Genomic DNA, 17068 nt, shown 5'->3' with positions numbered 1-17068 from the left:
CAAGAAGCTTAGGCGGCTCGAAGTATTGCTGACCGTTTGGTCGAATATAGTCCGAAAGACGATTCGCCTCAATAGATATGTTACGAAAATAATTTGTGATGACGGAAGACGTAACAGTTCGGGCGGTTAGCCCGCGGTTCCCAACAATGTTAGCCAACCCCAAGCCGTGATGATAGACAGGGTGGTGCCAACCAAAACAGTGGTTGCCGCGATGCGTTTGCCAACGCCATAGAAGCTGGCAAAGACATATGCGTTGATGCCCGGGGCGCTGGCCGCGGTCAGGACTGCAGACCTGAATGGTGCCGTATCAAGTCCCTGCGCGCTGCCCAATGTCCATGTGATGGCCGGATGTAAGACCAACGAGACCGCACAAAGAAACGCAACGACCTTCATGTCGCCCTCGGGGCGGTAAAGGTACAGCACGCCTCCTAAAGCAAACAGAGCGGTGGGAAGGGCTGCACGTGCCACCAAGGACAAGGCTTCAACAAGAACGCCGGGAAGGGGCAGGCCGGTCAAGTTCACAACAAAACCCGCAGCGATGGCCAAGACTAACACATTTCGCGACATAGAGCGGCCGATTTGGCGCAATGTCTGAAGCGCACCTGCACCCTGAGCGCGCGCAATCTCCATTGCCGTGATGCCAACGGCATAGCAGAACGGCGCATGCATCGCGATGATCGCATAGTTTCCGGCCAATGCATCGGGGCCAAAGGCGCGTTCAGTGATGGGCAGGCCCAACAGCACTGAGTTTGAGAAAAGCGAAACAAAGCCAATGGCAACCGCATCGGTCCAAGGGCGTTGGAACAGGAACCTTGCGCCCACTAGGCCCACAAGGAACCCCATGAACGCGCCCGTATAGAAGCTGATCAAAAGGGGGAAGTTGAACTCGGCCCCAAGATCCAGCCGTGCGATGGCGAGGAACAAAAGACAGGGAATGGCGACGGTTTGCGAGAACTTCATCAACCCGTCGATTGCGCTGTCATTAAGCGCACCGCGCCAGCGAACGACAAAACCGAACCCAACCACCAGAAAAACCGGCAGGATGATGTCGATCAGTGCGTTCATGGGTGACGAATGGCCAGCACCATTCCGTCATAGGCGGCAACCACATTGTCCGGGGTCTCAGCCTCGACCGTGGCATGATCAAGATCGATGTGCATGTTGGTCAGAACCCCGCGCTTAGCGCCGGTGCGCTGGACCCAGTGCAATGCATCATCAAGGCTGAAATGGGTCGGATGCGGCGTGCGCCGCAAAGCGTCGATCACAAAGATCTCAAGGCCTTGCAGAACATGGGTCACATCCTCGGGGATTTCGCTGACATCGGGTAAATAGGCCAGATCCCCGATGCGGAAACCCAATGCGTCCATGCCGCCATGGCGTACCTCGAACGGGGTTAGGCGGATTGCGCCACCTTCGCCTTCGATGACAACGTCTCCATCAATGGAATACAAATCGAGGATCGGTGGATAGTTTGAGCCTTCAGGCTGAATAAACGCATATCCAAACCGCGACATCAGCGCGCTTTGTGTTGGGCTGTCGGCCCAAACCGGCACGCGTTTGCGCATATTATAAACGATCATGCGCAAGTCATCGATGCCATGCATATGATCGGCATGGCTGTGGGTGTAAATCACGGCGTCCAAGGTGCCGACGTCGGCTGCCAGAAGCTGGCTGCGCATGTCAGGCGATGTATCAATCAGCACACGGGTGACGCCACCATCTTCGGCCACACGGGTGACCAATGCCGAACAGCGCGTGCGGCGGTTTTTGGGGTTGTCCGGGTCACAATCCCCCCAGTTGCCACCCAAACGCGGAACGCCTCCGGACGAGCCACATCCAAGGATGGTGAAGTGGGTGCCGGGCGCTAGCTCTGTCATGCAGAACCCCTGTGCGCGGCGGCTTTGATGAACAGCCGTTCGAAATTCGCTTCGGTCTGGGCCGCGAAGTCTTCATAGGAAAGGCCAAACAGCTCAGCCCCAACTTTGGCGGTGTGCACGGTATAGCCGGGTTCATTGCGCTTGCCGCGATAGGGCGGCGGGGCAAGATACGGCGCGTCAGTTTCTACAAGAATGCGATCCACAGGCGCCGCGGCGAAAATATCGCGAACCTCTTGGCTGCGCGGGAAAGCCGCAATGCCGGACATGGACAGGTAGAACCCCAAATCCAGCGCTGCCTTGGCCAACTCCGGACCAGAACTGAAACAATGCATGACGCAGCTGAACGCGCCCTTGCTGTGCTCGTCTGTCAGAATGCGTGCCATGTCGTCATCCGCGTCACGCGAATGGATGATCAGGGGCAGACCGGTTTGGCGTGCAGCTTCGATATGGATCAGCAGGCTTTCGATCTGCACGTCACGGCTTTCGGCGGTGTAGTGATAGTCCAGCCCGGTTTCACCAATTCCAACGAATTTGGGATGCTCTGCTAGTGCTACGAGCTGATCGACCGAGACCATGGGTTCGGACGCGACGCTCATCGGGTGCGTGGCGGCTGCGAAGAAAACGGGGGCGTGCGCGTCTGCAATCGCCTGAACCTGCGGAAGATTGGCCATCTTGGTGCAAATCGTCACCATGCGGGCCACGCCAGCATCAGCAGCATTGGAAATCACTTCATCCAGACGGCCTTCGAAATCCGGAAAGTCCAGATGGCAGTGGCTGTCGGTAATGCGGGGCGTGCTCATTGGGGGCGTCCTTGCCTCAGGCGGCTTGTTTCGCCGCCGTATCATTTATCCTGAAAACCATATCAAGGATGAGCGCCGCAGGGTCAAGGTTCACCGCCCGACCATGACCGGCGCGGGCGGACAATTCTTGTTGCAAACTGGCCCATGCGCGCGCCGCGTTGGGGGTGGGCGACAGGCGTGCCAAACAAGCGGCTTCACCGGGGGCAGCTTCGGCCGCAGGCTGGAACCCCGTGCCGGACCGGGCAAGCCTTGCAAGGAACAAATCAAACAGCCTTAGGATCAGTTCAAACCGTTCCGCATTGGCTTTGCCCACAGCACTTTCGGCCAGTTTCAAAGCCCGTGGTCTGTCGAAATCACGGTGCGAGAAGATCTGAACCAAATCCGCATAGACACCCAGCCCATTCAAATGGGTTAGGCGCAGCGCATCGCCAGCCGATCCGGCGGCCAGTTCGTTCAGACGAATTGTATCTTCTGGGGTAGGCTGTTCATCCAGCCCTTGCATGACTTCGGCCAACGCTTCGGGGGCGAGCGGTCCAAGACGCAGCTCGCGACAGCGCGACCTGATCGTTGGCAACAAACGAGATGGCTGGTGGCTGATCAACATAAGAACAGCCCCTTCTGGGGGTTCTTCCAGAAGTTTCAAAAGCGCGTTGGCGGCGTTCGAATTCATCTCGTCCGCTACATCCACGATCACCACACGTCGTCCGCCACCGGCAGCAGACAGTGCAAAGAAGTTTTTGAGTTTGCGCACCTCGTCCACGGTGATTTCACCCTTCAGGCGCTTTGCTTTCTCGTCCCAAGGACGTCGTAGCAAAAACAATCCGGGTTCAGATAACGCGGCAATGCGATGTGACACAGGATGGTCAGCTGAGATGTCGAGCGTGTCGGGGGCAGGGGCCGCGAACATGCCACCATCATCGGGGGGCGTGGCCAGCAAGAAACGGGCAATCCGCCACGCGAGTGTGGCTTTCCCCACACCACGAGGGCCGGAAATCAGCCAGCCATGATGCATACGATCCGAGTTGTAGGCAGTCAGAAAGGCTTGCTCTGCCGCATCTTGACCTATCAGTCGCGTGGCTTCGCGGGGATGCGGTGCGCCTTCGACTTGATCGGGTTGTGGAATGTCCTCGGGATCGGTGCTCATCGGCGCGCCTCGATCTCAGCCAAGGCCGTGGCCAGCACATCTGCAGCGACGATATCAATGTTGCGGGTCCCGTCGATCACGCGGAAACGATCCGGGTGGTCCTTCGCAAGCTCCAGAAAACCGGCGCGCATTTTATGTTGAAGTTCAGCGCCGAAATCCTCGAACCGTTCCTCGGTCCCACCGCGCCCTTTGGCGCGGGCATGGCCAAGATCCGGATCCATGTCGATCAAGAAGGTCACATCCGGTTCGCGCCCAATCATTAGATCATGAAGCGCATCAACCTGCGCGCGCTTGTCGCCGGAACGTGTGCCCTGATACATGCGAGAGCTGTCGGCAAAGCGATCGGTTATCACGATCTTCCCCTTAGCCAGCGCGGGGTCGATAAGCCGTTCCAGATGATCCCTGCGTGCCGCGGTGAACAGCAACAGCTCGGTCTCTGCGGACCAGCGATCGGGATCGCCTTCCAACACAAGTGCACGGATTTCTTCGGCCCCATCCGAACCGCCGGGTTCGCGGGTTAACACAATATCGTGCCCCGCATCCTCTAACGCGCTTGCCAGAAGGCGTGCCTGCGTCGACTTGCCCGAGCCGTCAATGCCCTCGAAGCTGAAAAACAATCCGCTCATACCGTGGTCAGTTTGTTGCAGTAGGGGTTGCACCAGGAACAACCGCTGGCGGCGGCGTGTCGCCCCCCATGACCAAAGTCATCACCTTGCCAGCCGCAGCCGTCAGGCGCTTTGTGTACCCTGCGTTCCCAACACCCTGTTCGGCATAAAGCGGAATAACCGTATCGCTTAACCCGTCGCGGCTGATGACCATCTGTGCCAGCTCCTGCCCTTGGGCGATCGGAGCGGGAATGGGGCCTGTCCAGTTGATGGTTGCGACCATGCCGTCGCGCTGTCCGGCGGGGATCAATAGGTTTACATCTTCGGCAGCAACAAGGCCGACCAGATCACTGGACCCAAGCCAAACCGGCGCTTCTGCGATACGCTCGCCCGCCTTGAGGGTGGTCTTCATGGTGAACTGTCGGAACGCCCAGTTTACGATCGCTTCGGCTTCTTCCGCACGTTCCTTTTCAGACGTCATTCCCGAGATCACGAATACGATGCGGCGATCACCCTGTTTGGCCAACCCAACCAGACCATAACCAGCTTCTTGCGTGTGACCGGTTTTCAAACCGTCTGCGCCGATCCCCAAGCTAAGCAAAGGGTTGCGGTTAAACCGGTTATCCGGTGCACGATCTTTATAGTGGTATTCAGTTTGCGAGAAGTACCGGTAGTAATCCGGAAAATCGACAATCAGGTGGCGCGACAACAGGGCCAGATCTTTCATCGACATGCGCTGGAGTGGATGCGGCCAACCTGATGAATTGCCAAAGCTTGAGTTCTCAAGACCCATGTCACGCGCACGATCGGTCATCATCCGGGCAAAAGCGTCTTCAGTGCCTGCAAGGCCTTCGGCCACTGCAACGCAAGCATCGTTTCCGGATTGCACGATGATGCCTTGTAGCAGATCTTCGACCGTTGGACGGTCTCCGCGTGTCAGGAACATGGTTGAGCCACCCATATTCGCCGCACGATCCGATACGCCAAATGGCGTAGACAAGGTGACGCGACCATCTGCCAATGCTTCGAACAGCATGTTTACGGTCATCAATTTGGACATTGATGCCGGGGGCAAAGCAGTATCCGCGTTCTTCTCAAGCAAAACCGTTCCGGTGGTCACGTCCAAAACGTAGGCAGAGCTTGCCCGTGTGTCGAACGCACGCGCTGGTGCTGCGGCAAGAAGAACCAAGGCTACAATGGCTGATATGTACAAGATCAGGTGGCGAAACATGGTCAGTTATATGTCCTATGGGTGGTCTGGGTGGGCAATTGCCCAGTTTTGAGTGTTCCGGTGTCAGTTGGATACGAAGTAGGCATCAGCAAATCCGAGACCCTTGATCTTTTTCAAGATGGTCGCCCGTTCGGATTTGTCCGCGGCAGGTCCAGCCAGTACACGCCAGAAATCTTTCCCGTTGGATTTTCCGGGCTTGATGGTTGGGATAACGCCAACTCCGCGCAGAGACTGGGCCGTGTTTTTGGCGTTCTGTTCGACCGAGAAGATGCCGATCTGAATATAGGGTTTTGACAACGCGCTTTTTGTCGCTGCTTTCGCGGGTTTAGCTACTGCGGGAAGTGCAGTCGGCTTGGCAACAGGTTTGGGTGCGGCGCTTTCGGTGCGATCCAACGCGGCCTCTGCGGCTGCTATCGGGTCATCCAAAGAGGTCTGTTCGATAGCTTCGGGGTTCTCCAAAATCGGCTCTTCCGCGACTTCAGGCGCTTCAACCACTTTTTCTTTACGCAATGCGGTTACGCTCAACTCAGCTGGGGCACCTGCTAACAACCCAAGTTCGGCCGCAGCGTCAGATGAGACTTGCAGTCGAGGGCCGGGAACATCACGTTCACGGCGGAATATGGCACCAACCACAAACTTGTTGTTAGCGGTGTTGCGGATCATCACACGCTCGGGATCTTCGACAGTCGGGTGTGCAACCCAAACTCCCCCAAGGCTAGGGCGTCCATCCCAAAGACCTTTTTCAGTCACTTGAAAAACCTCTGGCGCTTCCACATCGCGTTCTGTCGTGCTCGCGGATGATGCTTTGGCTGCAGTTTTCGTACCATCTTTGGAATTTTTCATGAAACTCGGAAGGTTGGTGTCGTCGCATGCGGCAACAAAAAAAGCACTTCCCAGTGCGACGGCCACTTTAAAGGTGGTCTTTATCGACATATCGCGCCCCTAATATTTCTAAACCGGATCTTTTGATCTGGACTGCTCGTTGAGGGTAATCCCTGAATTTGTGGGCAGTCTAAACACAACCTTCGCTCGAGAAAAGGGTGGCGATGTCTTGAATGTTGCATGAGCACCTTCCCGCGTGAAATCGGCACTTTCAGAATCGTTCAAACGAAGTTAAGCGTCACCTTGTCGGAGGAGTGGCAGAGTGGTTGAATGCACCGGTCTTGAAAACCGACGTAGGTGAAAGTCTACCGTGGGTTCGAATCCCACCTCCTCCGCCAGCCACCTTGAAGTCATTGGTTTTAAAGTGAAACCGCCATGCGGTACAACCTCTTGTGTGATACATGATGGACCACAGGAAGACCCTACAAAATACCACAGGAACGCGGGTGCATGACATGCAGAACCTGTCGAGACCTCGCGGCAAAGGCTACTCACTGCGCATGGTGACACCTGAATTCTTGGTGGGAACTATCAACCCATGGACAAAGAAACGCTTCGAGCGAGAGATTAAGCTTGGGTTGAACACAACAAAACACGCAAAAGCTCTACGCATCCGTGACATTCGTATCGGTCAGATCAGACAGCTTGAGGCTGATGCTTTGGCATCGGCTCAGCAAGCGGCGGTTGGTAACCGAACAAGGAGCTCGCCCCTTTAACGAGGGGTGGGCTGTATTAAGAGCTTTTTTATCGATGGTTTAAATATGGTCCCACCATTGAATAATGCTCCCCTGTCGCTAATGCTATAGAGCAAGGCTCAACCCCTAGCTTACCTGTTGTTGAAGGCGCACAGGAGTTACTGAGAGCACGTGTAAAGCAGGTGCGAGGTCTGCAGTTGGGAGCCCCCGCCAAACAGCACAGACTCTTTCCTGAGTGCCTTTAAAGCCTGCCACAGGAAAGGTTAACTCAGCCTCGCAGTGGTTTACTCGTTACTGTCGCGATACCTTAGGTGAAGAGACTGATGGGCAGCTGGTATGCGCTCGTTCCGACACCCGTGGAGAACTGTTGCGAGACGCGCAGGCATACCTGAAGATCGGATACACGAGCTTGGTGGATGGGAAGGCGTCAAAGATACGTCCAAGGTTTACGATCACGGTCTGACCAAGCAACAGCTCTGAGAAGTGCAGACGCAAGTTTGGAACGCTTTTGATGACGCTGAATTTCTAGGAGCGTTCTAAGCCATCTGGTTTACTTTACTTCGAAGCTTAGTCCGCGCGTGAATATAGCCTCGGATTAGAACATTCAGTTTCGACTGTTGCGTCCAACAGCTTGAGTAAGGCTAACTGCACATGTCTTAAGTATTGAGAAGTGATCTGTGTTCTCATCTATCCACATCCTGTAAAACTTGTACCCTTCCACACTGACCTGAGCACTTTGTGCCGATGACAGCTGCTTAAATGCTTCTAAGGTGTAGTCAGGGTGCAGAGCTACCTTCAACACTTCAAAGTTGTCTACGCAGTACATCGCTTCTGCTTTTCTAAGAGGGTATTTTGCTGCTCTTTCATTGCAAAGCAGGTGCGTGAAAACATTGGTATATAACTCACTTGAGACACCGCCAAATCGGGTTTCCTCAGCACCTAAGTTATTGGGGGGAAAGCTGGCTGCACATAGTAAAAGTAGAAGGCTGGGCAGGGAATTGTTCCGCATTGTTTTCACTCCAACAGTAGTCTCTAAAAGACGAAAGTGTTGACCTGTAGCCGTACATTCTAGGCTGCAGAGGCTGAGCCCAATTTTGAGAACAAGTGGATCTATGTCATGATCCAGCTGGACTAAGGTTGAGGACAAGTGATTATTTTTGGAACTCAGATATGGAAGTCGAAACATTTGCACGCCTAAATGCTAGGATGCTATCTGCATCGATTGAGCCTGCACTCTGGGTCGACTTTTTGGATGAACTATCTAGTATTTCCGGTGGCGTTAGGACGCACATATTTGGATATGATGTGGAATGCGATGCGCGCCATCCTCTAATCTCTTCGGGCTACGAGGATGATTATGTAAAATCATATCATGATCACTACCACGCAATTAACGAGTGGGCGTACGGATTTGCGAAAGGCGCCGTAGGGCAGGTGATTGCTAGTGAGGAAATGTGCTCGTCCGAGCGATTGAGAAATACTGAGTTTTACAACGACTGGGTGCGGCCCCAAGAAGATATTCGTTATGGTGGTGGGACCATTCTCTTCAAAGAACGATCGCGGTTCTTCGCACTAGGTGGGAACATCAGAACTAAAGATGGCAGACAAAAAGAGATGATGTTTCTACGGACGGTCAAGCTTTTAGCGCCCAGCTTGCGACTAGCTTTCGATATAAGCAGAAATGTCCTCGCAAATAGGCTGTTAGAAAGCACTGACAAATCTGCGAAAGATAGGGGGAATGGTGACACCGTGATCCTAAATAGCAAAGGGCAGATCATCTATGTTTCACCAACTTCTGATCACCTTTTCAGCACGTCAGGGTTACTTAAGTTCAATTCCGATAGTCGGCTTGGCCTTTTTGATCAATGTGCGGAGCTAAAGCTTTATCAAGCTCTGTCTAATTTACGATCCAATCTTGTATTCTTCGGGACAGAGTTCTGTGTGGAGAGTGCTCACGGGATCAAGTTCTTTGTGCGATTGGCAGCTTATCAACCCGATAGGCTAGAGAACGATCGGCTCAATCTGTTGGTGAGCATTGATGAGCCGTGTCTCCTGCTTGTCATTACACGTGCCACCAAGCAGAAATCCCTATTTTCCCTTCTTGTTGATTTACATGGGTTTACGGGCGCAGAAGCTGAAGTCAGCGAGCTTTTGGCAGATTTCCATAGTCCGCGAAAAATTTCGCAGATGCGTAAATCTAGCATTCACACAGTAAGGAACCAAATTAAGTCAGGAATGGCAAAAATGGCAATTCGTCAGCGCTCAAAGTACATCTTGATGCTGTGTAGCATCAGAGACCGACATTGGTAGGCAATAATTAAGTGTTACTATTGCAAATTTGGCGTAATTTTCTTGAGAACAAATAGGTATCCCAAAGGGCTGTGAAGCTCAGAATTCGACTAATCAAGACCAATGCTGGCTTCTTAGATAATTCATGCCTTTTTATGGAGTAGGAGCGGAAACCGGACGTTCGCTGCGGGTGCAGCTTTGATGACAAGCTAAACATGTGCAGACACCTGGTGGGCGAACTATTGTATCCCGCTCTATCGCCAATGAAATCATTGAAAAGTAGCAAATCGTCAATGCAAATTGTCGACGCTTAGCGTTACGCCAAGCGTTGATTAGCTTTTCCGTGGTTTCCGGTGGTCCGCGCCGCCGCTATCTTTTGTTGGACAAATGCCATTGCAAAACGGAAGCCTTATGACCACCGAATACATTGATACACTTGTCGTGGGTGGTGGGCAGGCTGGGCTTGCAATGAGCGAGCATTTAAGCGCCAATAACATACCCCATTTGGTGCTTGAACGCAGCCGCATTGCAGAGCGTTGGCGTGTTGAGCGCTGGGCATCTCTAGTGGCAAATGGGCCCGCTTGGCATGACCGCTTTCCAAGCAAGGAATTCGCGGATTGTGGGCCAGATGATTTTCCAACCAAAGACAGCGTTGTGTCCTATTTTGAGGAATTTGTTGAAGAAAAGCGCGTACCGATCCGCTGTGGTGTCGAGGTGATTAAGGCGTCAAAGTCGCTGGACGGACAAGGCTTTGATGTTCAGACCTCGGATGGGGCGATCCGTGCGCGCAACATCGTCGCGGCAACTGGTCCGTTCCAAAATCCTGCAATCCCTCCTGTGGTGCCTGCGCAAAAGGGACTGCACCAAATCCATTCGACTGCCTATCAAAAACCCGATGATATTCCCGCTGGTGCCGTACTTGTTGTTGGCGCTGGTTCATCGGGCAGCCAGATCGCCGAAGAATTACGCAAAAGTGGACGCGATGTCTATTTGTCGGTCGGCGCGCATGATCGCCCGCCACGCCGGTATCGGGGCAAGGACTTTGTCTGGTGGTTGGGCGTTTTGGGCAAATGGCAGATGAAATCGCCGCCCGCCGGGGCCGAACATACGACCATTGCGGTGAGCGGTGCCAATGGCGGACAAACCGTCGACTTTCGGCGCTTTGTGGGGATGGGTATCACGCTGCTTGGCATGACGTCGGCGTTTGCGGATGGCAAGCTGACGTTTGCCCCTGATCTTGCAGGCAACATCGCCAACGGCGACGCGAACTATCTGTCGGTGCTGGACGAGGCAGACGCCTATGTCGCGCAAGAGGGTCTTGATCTGCCGCTGGACCTAGAGGCGCGGATCATTGGGGACGACCCTGCGTGTGTGACCAATCCGGTCCTAAACCTTGATCTGGCTGCTGCTGGGATCACCACTATCATTTGGGCGACAGGGTTCACGCAGGACTTCTCATGGCTTGACGTGGATACCTTTGATGGGTCGGGAAAGCCGCTCCATACCGATGGTGTTTCTCAGGCAGAAGGGGTGTATTTCCTTGGCCTGCCGTGGCTATCGATGCGGGGGTCTTCGTTCATCTGGGGCGTTTGGGTCGATGCGCAGAACTTAGCGCAGCACATCGCAGGCTCGGACCGACATGAACGATGAAGGTTGGACCACGCAAGACCTGTTAGGCAAACTGATCGGTTATCCAACGGTCAGTGCAGACCCCAACCTTGCGCTGATAATCTTTTGTGCGGATCTGCTTGAAAGCGTTGGTGCACAGGTCACAATTTTGCGTGACGCGACCGGCAAGAAGGCCAACCTTTATGCCACCATCGGCCCGACTGATCGGCCGGGTGTTTTGTTGTCTGGGCATACGGACGTGGTTCCGGCCAAGGGGCAAAATTGGACTGTGCCGCCGTTTGAAATGACATCGCAGGACGGTAAGTTTTACGGGCGTGGCACTTGCGACATGAAGGGATTTGTCGCGTCTGCATTGGTCAGCGCGCTAAGGGCGGCACGGCTAGATTTGCAAACGCCGTTACACCTTGCGCTGTCTTATGACGAGGAAATTGGCTGCGTCGGTGTGCGGTCGTTGATTGATATGCTGGCGGACGCCCCGTTCGTGCCGCAGTTCTGTATCGTCGGAGAACCAACGTCGATGCGGGTGGCGACGGGTCACAAAGGCAAGACAGCGGCCAAGGTGGTGGCGACAGGCCATGCTGCGCATTCCGCGCTGGCGCCATCGGGCATGAACGCCATTCATATGGCCTGCGATATGATTGCAGTCTTGCGTGATTTGCAAACCGAACTGAGCACAACAGGAGCGCGCGATGATGGCTATGACGTGCCCTACAGCACGGTTCATGTCGGAACGTTCAGCGGCGGCACCGTTCTGAATATCGTTCCGGACCGCGCCGAGTTCATGTTCGAAATTCGTAATTTGCCGGATGACGATCCCGCGCAGATCATGGCGCGGCTCGAGACTTTCAGAGAAGGGTATCTAAACGACATCAACCGGCGCTTTCCTGATGCAAACATCACCATCAAGGTCACCAATAGCTATCCGTCGTTGGCGACTGATCTTGCAAGCGATGTTGTAGAACTGGTGCAGTCACTGACCCAAACACATCACACTATCAAAGTTGCTTTTGGCACCGAAGGAGGCTTGTTTTCTGACAAGCTCGGCGTGCCGACTGTTGTCTGTGGACCCGGATCAATGGATCAAGGACACAAACCGGACGAATATGTCGAGAATAGCCAACTTGCGGCGTGCGACGCTATGATGGACGCGCTGCTGAAGCGTTTGGTTGCGGGCCTTTAGGGAAATGTCGCAGTGGCAGGCAATCCCTGTGCGTCAATTTCTGCGCGCAGGTGGTCATAAAAGGCCTGCACAATCGCGGACCGCAATGTGATCTGCTTGGTGGCCAGGCCCAGCGTGATGTGGCCGATATCTTCTTGGATTGGGCGAATGACAAGTGGCTGACCATCTGGCGCATAGGAAATATCAGTGCCAATGTTTAGCAAGCCATACCCGTATCCGTTCGCCACAAGGCTTCGCGCCACCGATAGATCATTGGTGCGATCGCCGATATTTGGGGTTATCCCCAGGCTGCGGAAAGTGGCCAAAAAGTAGTCCCGGCTTAGCGGCAGATCAAGCAAGACCAAAGGGTCTTTGGCTATGTCGCGCAAGGGCACATCGTGACCAGCGGCCAATGGATGATCTGGGTGCATCATCACACAAGGCCGCAGCGCGATCAGTCCTTCAAAGTGGACATCTTGCGGGATTTCCATGTCATAGGTGATCGCAACATCAATCTCGGCACGCGCCAACTGTTGAAACAGCGCCGCCTGATCCCCTGTGAACAGGGCGACGGCGGCCTCTGGGAAACAGTGCTCAAATGACTTGCGGAATTTTGCACTCAGCAGCGGAGCAAGGGTCGACAATGCGCCGACGTTCAACGGTCCACCTGGTCTTTTGGCGACGTCTTCAGCGATGTTGTTCAGCGCGGCTGCGTCCGCAAGCATGCGTTTTGCCTCCAAGAACACCCGCCTCCCGCCTGGTGTAAGTGCGAGGCCTTGCGCATGGTGGCGCACGAAAAGCTGGACACCAAAATGCGCCTCTAGCTGATTGATGGCAGTTGATATCGATGGCGAAGACACATTTAATTGCAACGCAGCTTGCGCGATGGTGCCCGCATCACCAACGGCGACAAGGTATTCCAATTGACGATATGTAAACCGAACAGCCATGCACCTGCATCGCCCGCGCAGAAGATCAGGTCAAGCGGCGTCTTGGCGTGCGAGCCATAGTAGAAAATCGCGCACCGTGCCCTCGTAATCATCTTCGGCCAGAGGACCGCCCGTCGCGAAAACCGACGCCAGTGCGACCTGCATCGCCTCCAGCTTCTCACGGTCCTCACGGTTCACGTCTTCCCATAGGGCGATGCGTTGATCGATGGTGTCCCCGTCAAGGCTGTCGCCGTATACAGACATGGACCAGCGCACTCTTATGGATGTGGGCGTCAACGGGCGAATGTTTAGCGAGACCAAAAGCGAGGCCGCAACGCTGACCACTTGGCAAGGAAAAGCCGCGAACAGGGTCGAGCGGTGACGCTCTTGTTCGGTCAAGTCCGGCGCGCCTTCGCCGCGCGGCGGGATGTTGTCGGGGTAGTTGGCGAAATAGCTGGTGTAGCCTGCGCCGTTTGGACCCTTCTTGCTAAGACCTGTTGGCGTGTAGCCGTGCAGTGTTTGTGGGTGCACAACGGACAGGTGGTAGCCCTCCATGAAATTCTCGACCAGACACTTCCAATTGCAGTTCCAGACCTCGCTGTCGCTGTGGACGGTGACGTATTTTTCTGGCTCGTATTGCCCGATCACGTCTTTCAGTCCGGCAAGGTCCGCGTCGATGTCAGAGGGATCTTGCGACAAGCTGACATAAACAAATCCAAACCGCACCACGCACGGAAACGTGCCTAACTTACAATTTTTGGCATCAAAACCTGTGTTCTTCATGCGCGGCGCGCGCAGTAAAGCGCCATCGGTGCCGTAAGCCCAAGCGTGGTAGCGGCACACAAAGCGGTTGGCGTTGCCTTGTCCTTCGGCAAGCGGCATGCCGCGGTGACGACAGACGTTGGACAGGGCTTTGATTTCGTCTTTGTCGCGCACGATGATTAGCGGTTCACCCAACAGTTCCAGCGCAAGATAATCGCCGTGTTCTGCGTATTCATCGGCCCGCCCGACACAGTGCCAACCGTCGCGCAAAATGGTCCGGCATTCGTGGTCAAAGAACACCGGATCATTGTAGAAGTGCCCCGGCAAACCCTGCGGCGCGTCATCCGGAGTAGCGGCACAATCGGCCAAGGTCTGGCGCATCTGCTCGACACGCTGGGTTTCATATGCGCTCCATGCAACCTGTTCATTCATCACCGGGCACTCCGTAAGATGGGGCTTCGCGTGGGTCGAGCGCGCGTTGCACGTAGGCGTCTAGCTGTGGTTTATAGACGTCCCATGCAGTTGCGATCGCCTCGATCGGGCAGTCTTCGGTCCAATCACAGCGCAGGTCCGCAACGGGCCAAACGACCTTGTCGCATAGCTGCATGCCAGCAGAATGGATCGGCCCAGCCTCGCCACCTGCGGCCAGTCCCGCACGCATGGCCACGATCAGCCGGTCACCCAGATGACCTGCGCTTTGTGTGAAACCATCAACCATGGCTTGCGGCACGTCTGCGTTGGCCAGCAGGTTGCCTGCTGCAATCACGTCTTGTCCTGCTGCATCGGTCCAGATGCCAAGCGAGTTTGGACCGGAATGAATGGCCGTGTTTCCATTCTTGTCAATCACCATGACCTGACGGTAGGCGGCATGCTGTGCTTGATGGCGCACGCCCGCGATAGCCTCGGCGGCAGTCATCCCACCTTGCATCACATCCAGAGCAAAGGGGCCAAGGCGCGGGTCGGTTATGTTTTGGCTGGCAACGGCGCCCACGCCCGCGCGCGTATAGGCGCAGCGCGCCGCAACAGCAGGGGAAGACGACGCGATGGCGATGCCAAACATGCCTGTATCAGCGCAACGCGCGACCAATGAAAACGTCATGTCGGGATCACCGCTGTGCCGTCGATTTCCACCAACCATTCAGGCCGCGCAAGGGCCTGCACAACCAAACCGGTGGACACAGGATGCACATCTTTGATGTATTCGCCCATGGTGCGATAGATCGCCGCGCGGTGGCGTACGTCAGTGATGTAGACGACGACCTTCACCAGATGCGCCATCTCGCCACCAGCTTCTTCGATCAGTTGTTGGATGTTCTGCATGACCTTGTGGGTTTGTTCGACTGGGTCGTGGCTGTCGATGTTTTTGGCGTCATCAAGGTTCTGTGGACATTGACCTCGGAGCCAAACAGTCTTGCCACCCTCTGTCACCACGGCCTGACACAAATCATTGTCGAGGTTCTGTTCTGGATAGGTGTCGCTCGTGTTGAACTTGCGAATGCGCGTGTGTGCCAAGGTGTTGTCCTATGCGTTTGCGCTTTGAACGCGCGCGTTGATGTAATGGGCAAAATCGTAGTTCGGTCGTTCAAGGTGCGACAGATGCCCTGGGGCAGATCCATCCGACGACAGACCTTTGTAGACCTTTTCGGTGCAGCCCTTGTCTTCGATATTCACGTCATCCAGTAACGTTTTGAGCTGCTCAAAATTGGCTTGTGCGTCTGGATCACCGGCATAGTCATTGGACATGCCGCCACCAAACCCGATGCGGACCTTGCCGACACCTTCTGGGTGCAGGGTCAGGTACCAGAAATATCCGGGCGTCAGTGTGATCAGCAGGCTGGGGTAGATAGCCAAAAGATACGTCGTGCGGCGACGTTCGCCTTCCATCCGCGTGTTGGAGGGGTGCGCCATCGCGATTTGTAACGATTCGTCTTTAAGGATCGTATGATAGTTAAACGCATCTTCACCCGGCGGGCAGATCATTTCTTCGAGCTTGGACAACCCGCCGATGGTGCCTGCATGACAGACGGGCAGGTGGTAGCTTTCCATGAAATTTTCAGCGAGAACTTTCCAGTTCGTGTCCCAGACGTGGGTTTCAAAGAAGGTCTCGGTGTAGTTGGTCATGTCATAATCGCCGACCATGTCCGCGACTTTGGACAGTTGTGTGGCAACAGGCGGGCTGTCGGGGTTCAGTGACACAAACACCCAGCCCAACCACTCTTCGCAACGAATTTCGGGCAGCTGGTAGTCGGATTTACAAAAGCCTTCGTTCTGGGTCATTGCAGGCGCGCCGCGCAAAGACCCATCGAGATTATAAGTCCAAGCGTGATATGGACACACGATGCTACGGGCATTGCCGCGCCCCTCTAGTAGCGTCGACATGCGGTGTCGGCAGACATTTGACATCGCTCGTAAAGCACCGTCTTTCGCCCGCAGCACAATAATCGGCTGGCCAGCCAATTCTAGCGTGACGTAGTCACCAGATGCAGCGAGTGCCGATGCACGGCCAACGCAAAACCAATCCTTTGCGAAAATATCGCGCAACTCTCGGTCAAGAAAGTCTGGAGACGTATACACAGATGGCGGCATCGCACGGGCCTGTTCAAACGGAACCGAGACACTTTCCAAAAGCTCAGTGGCGGCATCTTTCATGAAACAGTTCCTTATGCAGGCATAGTCCTACCGCCTTGATACAACCAAGTAAGGTTCAGTCACGGTGCTGCTAAATTCTGTTTTGGTAAAGGATACTCTGCAGAACGCCTGATTTGAGGTAGCCTAATCAGACCGCGAACGTTTGGATCTCGTTTTGGCCTGTAGAATGCATTAGACTTGAATACGACGACGCAGAAACCGTCGAGAAGGCGATCGTATCGGCAAGGGTGTTTATCGTTCGCATTATCGCGTCACAGCAATTCATGAATAACTTGCGGCCAATGCCGAAAATAGGCTCTGGCGGGCTATCTCGGTGATGACAATTCTCTGTCGTCACCGCACCTATCAGCGCGAGGCTAACAAAAGAACCAAACCCATTGAAAGACCGGTTTGGGAAAAGCTGTTCCGAAACGTTCG

At 54.7% G+C, this 17068-nt stretch carries 16 protein-coding genes and 1 tRNA gene; 5 read left to right on the top strand and 12 right to left on the bottom strand.

What is annotated here, in order from left to right:
* Window positions 1-126: 126 nt before the first annotated feature.
* From AC0L6A_RS12160 to AC0L6A_RS12130, 7 genes are all read right to left on the bottom strand, one after another.
* Complete coding sequence (locus AC0L6A_RS12160) at window positions 127-1065, bottom strand: AEC family transporter (protein WP_473290359.1); 939 nt, start codon at window positions 1063-1065, stop codon at window positions 127-129.
* Entirely contained in the window at window positions 1062-1877 is an 816-nt protein-coding gene (locus tag AC0L6A_RS12155; RefSeq protein ID WP_473290357.1) for an MBL fold metallo-hydrolase, read from the bottom strand. The genes AC0L6A_RS12160 and AC0L6A_RS12155 overlap by 4 nt, the downstream gene beginning before the upstream one ends.
* The gene (locus AC0L6A_RS12150; protein ID WP_473290355.1) at window positions 1874-2677 is read right to left on the bottom strand and encodes a TatD family hydrolase; all 804 of its coding nucleotides are present in this window, start codon (window positions 2675-2677) and stop codon (window positions 1874-1876) included. Before AC0L6A_RS12150 ends, AC0L6A_RS12155 begins: the two co-directional genes overlap by 4 nt.
* A 16-nt stretch (window positions 2678-2693) precedes the next feature.
* Complete coding sequence (locus tag AC0L6A_RS12145; protein ID WP_473290353.1) at window positions 2694-3821, bottom strand: DNA polymerase III subunit delta'; 1128 nt, start codon at window positions 3819-3821, stop codon at window positions 2694-2696.
* Window positions 3818-4447 carry a dTMP kinase gene (gene tmk, locus AC0L6A_RS12140; protein WP_473290351.1) on the bottom strand — a complete coding sequence of 210 codons (630 nt, stop codon included), beginning with the start codon at window positions 4445-4447 and terminating at the stop codon, window positions 3818-3820. The genes AC0L6A_RS12145 and tmk overlap by 4 nt, the downstream gene beginning before the upstream one ends.
* A gap of 7 nt (window positions 4448-4454) precedes the next feature.
* Window positions 4455-5657: a D-alanyl-D-alanine carboxypeptidase family protein gene (locus AC0L6A_RS12135; protein ID WP_473290349.1), complete on the bottom strand. Its 1203-nt coding sequence runs from the start codon at window positions 5655-5657 to the stop codon at window positions 4455-4457.
* Between the two features lie 63 nt (window positions 5658-5720).
* Complete coding sequence (locus AC0L6A_RS12130; RefSeq protein WP_473290347.1) at window positions 5721-6500, bottom strand: SPOR domain-containing protein; 780 nt, start codon at window positions 6498-6500, stop codon at window positions 5721-5723.
* A gap of 287 nt (window positions 6501-6787) precedes the next feature.
* Between AC0L6A_RS12130 and AC0L6A_RS12125 the strand changes: the two genes are divergently transcribed.
* From AC0L6A_RS12125 to argE, 5 genes are all read left to right on the top strand, one after another.
* A tRNA-Ser gene (locus tag AC0L6A_RS12125) sits at window positions 6788-6877 on the top strand.
* Between the two features lie 117 nt (window positions 6878-6994).
* Window positions 6995-7255: a hypothetical protein gene (locus tag AC0L6A_RS12120; protein WP_473290345.1), complete on the top strand. Its 261-nt coding sequence runs from the start codon at window positions 6995-6997 to the stop codon at window positions 7253-7255.
* Window positions 7256-8404: 1149 nt separating this feature from the next.
* Entirely contained in the window at window positions 8405-9544 is a 1140-nt protein-coding gene (locus AC0L6A_RS12115) for a helix-turn-helix transcriptional regulator (RefSeq protein WP_473290344.1), read from the top strand.
* 390 nt (window positions 9545-9934) lie between these two features.
* A complete protein-coding gene (locus tag AC0L6A_RS12110; protein ID WP_473290343.1) occupies window positions 9935-11173 on the top strand; it encodes a flavin-containing monooxygenase in 1239 nt (412 codons plus the stop codon).
* Complete coding sequence (argE, locus tag AC0L6A_RS12105; protein ID WP_473290341.1) at window positions 11163-12332, top strand: acetylornithine deacetylase; 1170 nt, start codon at window positions 11163-11165, stop codon at window positions 12330-12332. The genes AC0L6A_RS12110 and argE overlap by 11 nt, the downstream gene beginning before the upstream one ends.
* On the opposite strand, the gene AC0L6A_RS12100 is transcribed toward argE, so the two are convergent.
* The 5 genes from AC0L6A_RS12100 to AC0L6A_RS12080 are packed head-to-tail and all read right to left on the bottom strand — an operon-like array spanning window position 12329 to window position 16651.
* On the bottom strand, window positions 12329-13261 hold the full coding sequence (locus AC0L6A_RS12100) for a LysR family transcriptional regulator (protein WP_473290340.1): 933 nt from the start codon (window positions 13259-13261) through the stop codon (window positions 12329-12331). The two genes, argE and AC0L6A_RS12100, sit on opposite strands and share 4 nt — an antisense overlap.
* A gap of 30 nt (window positions 13262-13291) precedes the next feature.
* A complete protein-coding gene (locus tag AC0L6A_RS12095) occupies window positions 13292-14434 on the bottom strand; it encodes an aromatic ring-hydroxylating oxygenase subunit alpha (protein WP_473290338.1) in 1143 nt (380 codons plus the stop codon).
* Entirely contained in the window at window positions 14427-15101 is a 675-nt protein-coding gene (locus AC0L6A_RS12090) for a DUF1028 domain-containing protein (protein ID WP_473290337.1), read from the bottom strand. Before AC0L6A_RS12090 ends, AC0L6A_RS12095 begins: the two co-directional genes overlap by 8 nt.
* Window positions 15098-15514 carry a RidA family protein gene (locus tag AC0L6A_RS12085; RefSeq protein ID WP_473290336.1) on the bottom strand — a complete coding sequence of 139 codons (417 nt, stop codon included), beginning with the start codon at window positions 15512-15514 and terminating at the stop codon, window positions 15098-15100. The genes AC0L6A_RS12090 and AC0L6A_RS12085 overlap by 4 nt, the downstream gene beginning before the upstream one ends.
* Window positions 15515-15523: 9 nt before the next feature.
* Complete coding sequence (locus AC0L6A_RS12080; RefSeq protein WP_473290334.1) at window positions 15524-16651, bottom strand: aromatic ring-hydroxylating oxygenase subunit alpha; 1128 nt, start codon at window positions 16649-16651, stop codon at window positions 15524-15526.
* Window positions 16652-17068: the final 417 nt, after the last annotated feature.

Source organism: Aliiroseovarius sp. D2-2, assembly GCF_055809455.1.
Note: the sequence above shows the minus strand (reverse complement) of the source record. Positions and strands in the feature narration are given on the sequence as shown.

What these genes read in the sequence shown, in the direction of transcription:
- AC0L6A_RS12160 (WP_473290359.1), bottom strand. Translation starts at nt 1,065, where the DNA reads ATGAACGCACTGATCGACATCATCCTGCCGGTTTTTCTGGTGGTTGGG.
- AC0L6A_RS12155 (WP_473290357.1), bottom strand. Translation starts at nt 1,877, where the DNA reads ATGACAGAGCTAGCGCCCGGCACCCACTTCACCATCCTTGGATGTGGC.
- AC0L6A_RS12150 (WP_473290355.1), bottom strand. Translation starts at nt 2,677, where the DNA reads ATGAGCACGCCCCGCATTACCGACAGCCACTGCCATCTGGACTTTCCG.
- AC0L6A_RS12145 (WP_473290353.1), bottom strand. Translation starts at nt 3,821, where the DNA reads ATGAGCACCGATCCCGAGGACATTCCACAACCCGATCAAGTCGAAGGC.
- tmk (WP_473290351.1), bottom strand. Translation starts at nt 4,447, where the DNA reads ATGAGCGGATTGTTTTTCAGCTTCGAGGGCATTGACGGCTCGGGCAAG.
- AC0L6A_RS12135 (WP_473290349.1), bottom strand. Translation starts at nt 5,657, where the DNA reads ATGTTTCGCCACCTGATCTTGTACATATCAGCCATTGTAGCCTTGGTT.
- AC0L6A_RS12130 (WP_473290347.1), bottom strand. Translation starts at nt 6,500, where the DNA reads ATGAAAAATTCCAAAGATGGTACGAAAACTGCAGCCAAAGCATCATCC.
- AC0L6A_RS12120 (WP_473290345.1), top strand. Translation starts at nt 6,995, where the DNA reads ATGCAGAACCTGTCGAGACCTCGCGGCAAAGGCTACTCACTGCGCATG.
- AC0L6A_RS12115 (WP_473290344.1), top strand. Translation starts at nt 8,405, where the DNA reads ATGGAAGTCGAAACATTTGCACGCCTAAATGCTAGGATGCTATCTGCA.
- AC0L6A_RS12110 (WP_473290343.1), top strand. Translation starts at nt 9,935, where the DNA reads ATGACCACCGAATACATTGATACACTTGTCGTGGGTGGTGGGCAGGCT.
- argE (WP_473290341.1), top strand. Translation starts at nt 11,163, where the DNA reads ATGAACGATGAAGGTTGGACCACGCAAGACCTGTTAGGCAAACTGATC.
- AC0L6A_RS12100 (WP_473290340.1), bottom strand. Translation starts at nt 13,261, where the DNA reads ATGGCTGTTCGGTTTACATATCGTCAATTGGAATACCTTGTCGCCGTT.
- AC0L6A_RS12095 (WP_473290338.1), bottom strand. Translation starts at nt 14,434, where the DNA reads ATGAATGAACAGGTTGCATGGAGCGCATATGAAACCCAGCGTGTCGAG.
- AC0L6A_RS12090 (WP_473290337.1), bottom strand. Translation starts at nt 15,101, where the DNA reads ATGACGTTTTCATTGGTCGCGCGTTGCGCTGATACAGGCATGTTTGGC.
- AC0L6A_RS12080 (WP_473290334.1), bottom strand. Translation starts at nt 16,651, where the DNA reads ATGAAAGATGCCGCCACTGAGCTTTTGGAAAGTGTCTCGGTTCCGTTT.